Source organism: Robinsoniella sp. (assembly GCF_034124845.1).
The window spans coordinates 1-7,584 of the sequence record NZ_JAWYAJ010000381.1 but is presented as its reverse complement, the minus strand read 5'-3'; the positions used below and the strand labels follow the sequence as shown (position 1 = coordinate 7,584).

Genomic DNA, 7,584 nt, shown 5'->3' with positions numbered 1-7,584 from the left:
AGGGGCATAAGTTTGGAACAAAAAGCGTTCCATACTTTCTATTGAAGCAGTACCGCAGACTCGTCTGCGGTATGCAAGGGGTATAAGTTTGGAAGAAAATCGTTTTCAAACTACTAATTAAGGAATAGCACAAGCCAGCTTGCGCTATTCAGGAGGTAAAAGTATGAAGATTTTAAAAGGAACATGGAAGTACCAGGTTGTTTTGGCAATGCTGATGTTATGGCTTTCTTCCATGACTGTTTTTGCTACCGGCTCGTCCAGCGATAACTCTCTGGCGACGCTTGGCATTGAAAACGCAGAAGTTTCACCGGAATTTTATTATTCAACAACAGAATATGAAGTAAAAGTACCGGCTGGAACAAAATCATTGACATTAGATCCGCAGCCTTCCGATGTAAATGCAGAGATTGCATCCATCGATGGAAATCAGCTGGATAATGGAAGTGGTACCGTAACAATAACCGTTGCAGCTGAAGATGGGAGTAAGGCAGTTTATACGCTTCATGTAACAGCCGATGCTGCAGCAACAACAGAAGCAGCATCGGAAGCGGCAACTAATCAGGCAGCAGCTTCTGAGTCACAGCCGGCTACAGAACAAAAGACAGCCCAGACAGATTCCGTACAGAATGATACTGTGAAGATGTTAAATACACAGATGGAGCAGGTTAATCAGAAATTGGAACTGGCTATGAAAATATTATATGGTATGATTGCATTTGCTGTAATCTTACTTTTTATAATCATTAATTTGGCGCTTAAGAATAAAGATCTGAAGGATGATTTACGGGAAGCAGAAAATACATTGGACTTTAATACCAATGAATTTGCAAGAAAAGAAAAAACACTGAGTTCGGATTATTATTATGCGCCGGTTCAGGAGATGCAGCCGGAAAGTGCAGATGCTCCCGGGGTACCGTTAGAAAAGGTACAGGAAACCACAGAAGAAGTCTTTGGAAATGGTCAGGCGCAGGTGAAAGCCGATGTACTTTCCAGAAAAGCGGAAGAAAGCTTTGCAAACAATCAGGTCGTGAAACCTGTAAAAAAAGTAAAGAAAGTTTCCGGCACGCAGGATGGAAATGCAGCAGCAGGAGGAACCGCACAAAGACCGGTAAACGGTCAGCAAAATGCGCAAAATCAGCTGAAACAGACCGCTGGGGACAGAAGCCAGGTACACAAAAGAGTTCAGGGTAAAAAAGCACCTCAGGGAAGACCCCAGAGCCAGCCGAAGCAGTCCGAACAGCCCAGACCACAGGTTCAGCCAAAGCAGTCGGTTCAGCCCAGAACTCAGGGTCAGCCGAAGCAGACCGATCAGGCCAGACCTCAGAACCAGGGAAGACCACAGGGTCAGCCAAAACCACAGTCAAAAACACAGGGCCAGGTAAATGCGCCGGATCAGTTGAAACAGGGACAATCAAAGGTTCAGAAGCAGTCTAAGCCAACTGTTCAGCCAAAACCACAGGGGAATGTACAGCAAAATTCAGGAGCAGTACAGCAGCCTGTAAAAAAGCAAAGACCGCCAAAGAAATCGCCCTCAGAAAATCCGAATCCCCAGGTGAATTTACAGCAGCAGGCAGATGAAAATCCCACTGAAGTAGATGTAACCATGATTGATTTATAAAAGGCTATTAGTACAAATGAGAAATAGAGAGACACCGCTTAGGAACGATAAGCGTGTCTCTCTATTTTTGCGATAATCAGTTTGGAATTACCGGGCGTGCAGATCGTGCGATAGCCAATTTGTACTTATCGGGGGGATAGATCGTGTTAGCTTCCAAATTCTAAATTGGGTTGACAGATAATGACAGGTGTTATATTATAAATATAACAAACATAGGATAGAAGGGTGATACTATGATGATAAAAATAGATTTTCAAAGTGAAGAGGCGTTATATATTCAACTTAGAAATCAGATCATATTGGGAATTGCTACTTCCAGCATTCAGGAAGGTGATGTTTTACCTTCTGTAAGACAGCTGGCGGAAGATATCGGAATCAATATGCATACAGTAAATAAAGCATATGCGGTTTTAAAACAAGAAGGATTTGTGACGATAGACAGAAGAAGAGGAGCAATTATATCTCTGGATATCGATAAATTGCAGGCTTTAGAGGAAATGAAAGAAAATTTACGTGTTTTGCTTGCAAAAGGCAGGTGCAAACACATTACCGGCCAGGAAGTTCATGCATTGGTGGACGAGATCCTGGCAGAATATGAATAATAGCAGGAGGAATATCTATGCATAAAGAATTTACAGACAGTGCGCAGACCGCATTAGTGCTTGCCAAGCAGGCGGCAAAGGAATGTGCACAGAGTTATATCGGTTCCGAACATTTACTGTTGGGACTCTTAAGAGAAAGAACAGGAACGGCACATATTGTTCTTGAAGAAGGCGGTGTAGAGGAAGAACAGCTGCTGACTTTAATAGAACAGCTGATTGCCCCGGAAGGCGGTGTTGCACTGGCCAATCCGGATGGTTATACACCACGTGCACAGGCTGTTTTAGAAAGCAGTGAAAAAGAAGCGTCCTTTTTCCAAATGGATGAAATTGGAACAGAACATATCTTACTCTCTTTATTAAGGGACGTGGAATGTGTGGCAACGCGGCTTCTTCATACCATGGGGATACAGCTGCAAAAACTGTATATGGAAATCATGGGGATCATGGGTGCGGATGAGGAAACCTATAAGGCTTATCTGCAGGAAGTAAAGGCGTCCAAGAGCAGACAGAAAAGTTCGGCAACGCCAATGCTGGATCAGTACAGCCGGGATTTGACAGAGCAGGCAAGTCAGGGAGAACTGGATCCGGTTATTGGAAGAGAAGAGGAAATAAAACGTATTATACAGATTTTAAGCAGACGTAACAAGAATAATCCCTGCTTAATAGGAGAACCCGGAGTGGGTAAAACAGCTATTGCGGAAGGTCTTGCACAAAAAATTATTGCTGGAGCCGTTCCGCGGACCATTCAGGATAAGCGGGTTGTTACGCTGGATCTGGCAAGTATGGTAGCAGGGTCCAAATACCGTGGTGAATTTGAGGAGCGAATTAAAAAAGTAATCAAAGAGGTTATGGATTGCAGTGACGTACTCCTGTTCATAGATGAACTTCATACCATTATCGGTGCAGGGGGAGCTGAAGGGGCAATGGATGCTTCCAACATTTTAAAACCTTCCCTTTCCCGGGGTGAGATCCAGTTGATTGGAGCTACAACAATTGAAGAGTATCGTAAATATATTGAGAAAGATCCTGCGCTTGAGCGAAGATTTCAGCCGGTTACGGTAGAAGAACCAACAGAGGAAGAAGCAATTGAAATCCTAAAAGGGCTGCGCCCGAGTTATGAGAAGCATCACCGCGTAATGATCACGGATGAAGCAATTGAATCAGCAGTGAAGTATTCCATGAGATTTATCAGCGACAGGTTTCTGCCGGATAAGGCAATTGACCTGATTGATGAAGCTGCATCCAAAGTTCAGCTGAAAGGCTACCAGGTTCCGGCAAATCTGGAAGAGCTGCAGAATGAAGTATTTGTTTTGGCTCAGGAAAAGGAAGATGCGATTAAAGAAGGAGACTTTGATGAGGCTGCAAGAATAAAAAAGGAACAGGAAGCAAAAGAGAAGAAGTTAACAAGCCTGCGAAGCCGCATAGAGAAGAAGAATGCAGCGAAGCAGCTGATGGTGGAAGAGCCGGATGTGGCCGAAGTTGTATCCATGTGGACCAAGATACCGGTGCAAAAACTGGCTGAAAAAGAAACGCACCGGCTGCTTCGCCTGGAACAGACACTTCATCAAAGGGTCATAGGACAGGATGAAGCGGTAACTGCAGTTGCCAAGGCTATCAAGCGGGGCAGAGTCGGATTAAAGGATCCGAAGCGCCCAATCGGATCATTTTTATTCCTGGGTCCAACCGGTGTAGGAAAAACGGAGTTGTCCAAAGCGGTTGCAGAGACTGTTTTTGGCAGTGAACAGGCAATGATTCGGGTTGATATGTCTGAATACATGGAGAAGCACAGCGTTTCTAAGCTGGTAGGTTCCCCTCCTGGATATGTTGGATATGAAGAAGGCGGTCAGCTAAGTGAAAAAGTTCGCCGTAACCCATATTCTGTCATTTTGTTTGACGAAATTGAAAAGGCACATCCGGATGTATTTAATATTCTGCTCCAGGTATTAGATGACGGGCACATAACAGATGCCCAGGGGCGTAAGATAGATTTTAAAAATACAATTCTCATTATGACATCCAATGCCGGTGCACAGTCCATTATTTCACCGAAAAAACTGGGTTTTGCAGCAGTAGATGATGAAAAACACAATTATAATGTCATGAAGGGCAATGTTATGGAGGAAGTCCGCCGCATGTTTAAGCCGGAATTCTTAAACCGAATTGACGAAATTATTGTATTCCATTCTTTAAACAAAGAAAATATAAAGAGTATCGTTGGCCTTCTGTTAAAAGAATTTACGAAACGATGCAAGGAACAGATGAATATAACTTTAAATGTAAGGGATTCTGTAAAGAGCTTTATTTCGGAAGAAGGTTTTGATGATAAGTACGGAGCAAGACCGTTAAAGCGGGCAATTCAAAATAAGATTGAAGATGCACTTGCAGAGGAAATCCTGGAAGGAAAAGTGAAATCAGGGGATACGGTAAGCGTTGGGTTATCAAATAAAGAAATTAAATTTTATATAAAATAGAGTGAAAGCTAACCGTAACAGTTCAGACAGGTCTGCGCATTTACTGCGCAGACTGTACGAAAACCTGGTGGCTGCAGACGCCCAGCCCTTCGCAGAAGGCGAATTTCAATGGGCTGGATGTGTAACAGTTCATGCTTGCTGAACTGTTTAGCTACCCATTAAATTTTCATGAAGAATGAATAAATCACTAGCATATTTCTCTTTTTTATGATAAAATTTTAAGAACAATAGAATAGAGGATAACTATCAACGAAATACTAGGAGGGCATACTAATGTCAGTTGTAAAAGAATTAATACGTACAGAAGATGACGGAACAATTAGTTTCGGGAATTATGAATTGGACCAGAAATCAAAGCTTTCTGATTTTGAATATAATGGGGATTTGTATAAGGTAAAAACATTTAAAGAAATTACCAAGTTAGAAAGAAATGGAATGTTCGTATATGAATCTGTTCCCGGAACTACCGTAAATCATCTTTCAGCAGATGCAAATGGGGTCAGCTTTGAAGTTGAAGGACCTACAGATGCACAGATCACAGTTGAATTGGAAGAAGATACTGCTTACGAAATCTTTATTGATGACGAAAATGCCGGAAAAATGCAGACAAATCTGGGTGGTAAGCTTTCTTTAAGCGTAGAATTAGATAATACGGATAAAGCTTTTGTTAAAATCGTAAAAGCTTAGAACCTGTTAGAAAATCATTCTTCAGGTGTGTGTATATAAAGCACTTTATCAATCTGTACGTCTTACATCGCAAAAACGAGTGAATCATGATCTAATACGTTGGCGTATTAAGGCTTTGCAAGTTATAAACCCTAGAGCGTGTTTGATAAATCATTCCCGCCATCTGCACGCCCCACTTTGCGGTATATTTGTCCCGAATGAAGGGCACATAGCGGGCTATGTAACCTGAATTCGGGACAAATATACCAAACTGGAACGCACAGATGTCAGAAAGCATTTTTCAAACACGCTCTAGCGGCAGCTGCCAGATGGAAGCGCGTGGGCGCTCATCTGATTTGATGCTGGTGGAAATAAAGTAAAAAGAAGTCCGGTCTTTTCACAGCTATTGTGGAGAAACCGGACTTCTTTCGGATAAATCAGTATTTAAGGAGGAATTGATGGCTAAAGGAAAAACTACGGTATTTTTTTGTCAAAACTGTGGATATGAATCCAGCAAATGGTCCGGGCAGTGTCCCGCCTGTAAAGAATGGAATACGTTTACAGAAGAAGTAATTCAAAAGACCTCATCCGTTAAAGCGGTAAAAAAAGCAAATGAAATAGAACCCATGAAGCTTACCAGTATCCAAATGAAAGAAACTGACCGGATGCAGACTGGAATGATGGAGCTTGACCGGGTCCTGGGTGGAGGTATTGTACAAGGCTCTTTGATTTTAGTTGGGGGGGATCCGGGAATCGGTAAGTCTACGCTGCTGCTTCAGGTATGTAAGAATCTGACTGATAAAGCGGTGAAAGTGCTATATATTTCTGGAGAAGAATCATTACAGCAAATCAAACTCAGAGCCAGCAGAATTGGAGATTTTAAAGATTCTCTGTTGATCTTGTGTGAAACAAACTTGGAAATTATCCAGGAAGTTATTAAAAAAATCAATCCGGAAGTAGTAGTGATAGACTCCATACAGACAATGTATCGGGATGAGGTGAGTTCTGCTCCGGGAAGTGTGTCACAGGTAAGAGAGTCTACAAATGTATTTATGCAGATTGCAAAAGGTCTTGGGATTTCTATTTTTCTAGTGGGACACGTAACCAAAGAGGGTGTTGTAGCCGGACCCAGAGTATTGGAACACATGGTGGATACGGTATTATATTTTGAAGGAGACCGCCATGCTGCGTACCGAATTCTGAGAGGGGTAAAGAACCGGTTCGGATCCACAAATGAAATCGGTGTATTTGAAATGAGGGATATTGGTTTAGTGGAAGTGGCAAATCCATCAGAATTTATGTTGAATGGAAAACCGGAAGGTGCTTCCGGATCGATTGTTGCATGTTCTATGGAAGGAACACGCCCCATATTAATAGAGATACAGGCATTGGTATGTCAGAGTAATTTAGCTATTCCCAGGAGGACAGCAGCAGGAACGGATTATAACAGGGTGAATTTATTAATGGCAGTTCTTGAGAAACGACTTGGCATGCACCTCTCAGCATGTGACGCCTATGTAAATATCGCTGGGGGAATCAAAATGAATGAACCTGCGATTGATCTGGGCATTATAATGGCGGTTGTATCCAGTTATAAAGACTGGGCAATCGATGAGAAGACCATCGTCTTTGGTGAAGTGGGGTTGAGCGGGGAAGTGAGAGCTGTAAATATGCCGGAACAAAGAGTGCAGGAAGCCAAGAAACTAGGATTCGAGACAGTGATTATGCCAAAAGTTTCCCTAAAAGCAGTTGAAAAGATTAAAGGGATACGCATTGTGGGAGTTCAGACGGTAAAAGATGCCGTGAATTGTATTTAACAAATATCTTTCCAGGACTGTTTTCTAAGAGAAGTAATAGGATGTAGCAGATAAACAAAACAAACTGCTATGTCCTTATTTTTATTTTCATAAAGTCAGTTGTATCAGTGATAAAATACGCTCTAGTGATCCATTGTCAATTTCATTTCTAACCGAATAGAGCACTGGTAAAAATAATAGATTGACTCTCTCGTGGCGTAATGGTTTAAGATGAAAAGGAAAGGAGGCAAAATGAAAACAGTAAAAGAAGTAGCGGAAATCACAGGGGTAAGTATCAGAACACTTCGCTATTATGATGAAATAGGGCTGCTAAAGCCTGCGCGGCTAACAGAAGCAGGATATCGGCTCTATGATAATCAGGCATTAGAAAAATTACAGCAGATCATGTTCTTCCGGGAAATCGAAGTATC

Annotated in this window: 7 protein-coding genes and 2 pseudogenes; 8 read left to right on the top strand and 1 reads right to left on the bottom strand. The window is 42.2% G+C overall.

Annotation, left to right across the window (positions count from 1 at the left end; translation table 11 throughout):
* Nucleotides 1–163 precede the first annotated feature (163 nt).
* From ACH2DQ_RS19185 to ACH2DQ_RS19165, 5 genes and pseudogenes are all read left to right on the top strand, one after another.
* Nucleotides 164–1,618, top strand: a complete 1,455-nt coding sequence (locus ACH2DQ_RS19185; RefSeq protein ID WP_394916194.1) for a cadherin-like beta sandwich domain-containing protein — start codon at nt 164–166, stop codon at nt 1,616–1,618.
* A 233-nt stretch (nt 1,619–1,851) separates the two neighbouring features.
* Nucleotides 1,852–2,220: a GntR family transcriptional regulator gene (locus ACH2DQ_RS19180; protein WP_394916195.1), complete on the top strand. Its 369-nt coding sequence runs from the start codon at nt 1,852–1,854 to the stop codon at nt 2,218–2,220.
* Between the two features lie 17 nt (nt 2,221–2,237).
* Nucleotides 2,238–4,691: an ATP-dependent Clp protease ATP-binding subunit gene (locus tag ACH2DQ_RS19175; protein ID WP_394916196.1), complete on the top strand. Its 2,454-nt coding sequence runs from the start codon at nt 2,238–2,240 to the stop codon at nt 4,689–4,691.
* A 273-nt stretch (nt 4,692–4,964) separates the two neighbouring features.
* The gene (locus ACH2DQ_RS19170; protein ID WP_394916197.1) at nt 4,965–5,378 is read left to right on the top strand and encodes an endosialidase; all 414 of its coding nucleotides are present in this window, start codon (nt 4,965–4,967) and stop codon (nt 5,376–5,378) included.
* Between the two features lie 25 nt (nt 5,379–5,403).
* A pseudogene (locus ACH2DQ_RS19165) lies at nt 5,404–5,568 on the top strand (hypothetical protein); the annotation flags it as partial.
* Here the strand turns inward: ACH2DQ_RS19165 and ACH2DQ_RS19160 are convergent.
* A pseudogene (locus ACH2DQ_RS19160) lies at nt 5,506–5,655 on the bottom strand (DUF6783 domain-containing protein); the annotation flags it as partial. The pseudogenes ACH2DQ_RS19165 and ACH2DQ_RS19160 sit on opposite strands and share 63 nt — an antisense overlap.
* Between ACH2DQ_RS19160 and ACH2DQ_RS19155 the strand changes: the two are divergent.
* The 3 genes from ACH2DQ_RS19155 to ACH2DQ_RS19145 form a co-directional block, all read left to right on the top strand.
* Nucleotides 5,642–5,737 carry a hypothetical protein gene (locus ACH2DQ_RS19155; RefSeq protein ID WP_394916198.1) on the top strand — a complete coding sequence of 32 codons (96 nt, stop codon included), beginning with the start codon at nt 5,642–5,644 and terminating at the stop codon, nt 5,735–5,737. The pseudogene ACH2DQ_RS19160 and the gene ACH2DQ_RS19155 sit on opposite strands and share 14 nt — an antisense overlap.
* A 78-nt stretch (nt 5,738–5,815) precedes the next feature.
* A complete protein-coding gene (gene radA / locus ACH2DQ_RS19150) occupies nt 5,816–7,174 on the top strand; it encodes a DNA repair protein RadA (RefSeq protein ID WP_395027877.1) in 1,359 nt (452 codons plus the stop codon).
* 231 nt (nt 7,175–7,405) lie between these two features.
* A partial coding sequence (locus ACH2DQ_RS19145; protein WP_395027880.1) for a MerR family transcriptional regulator occupies nt 7,406–7,584 on the top strand: 179 nt, incomplete at its 3' end.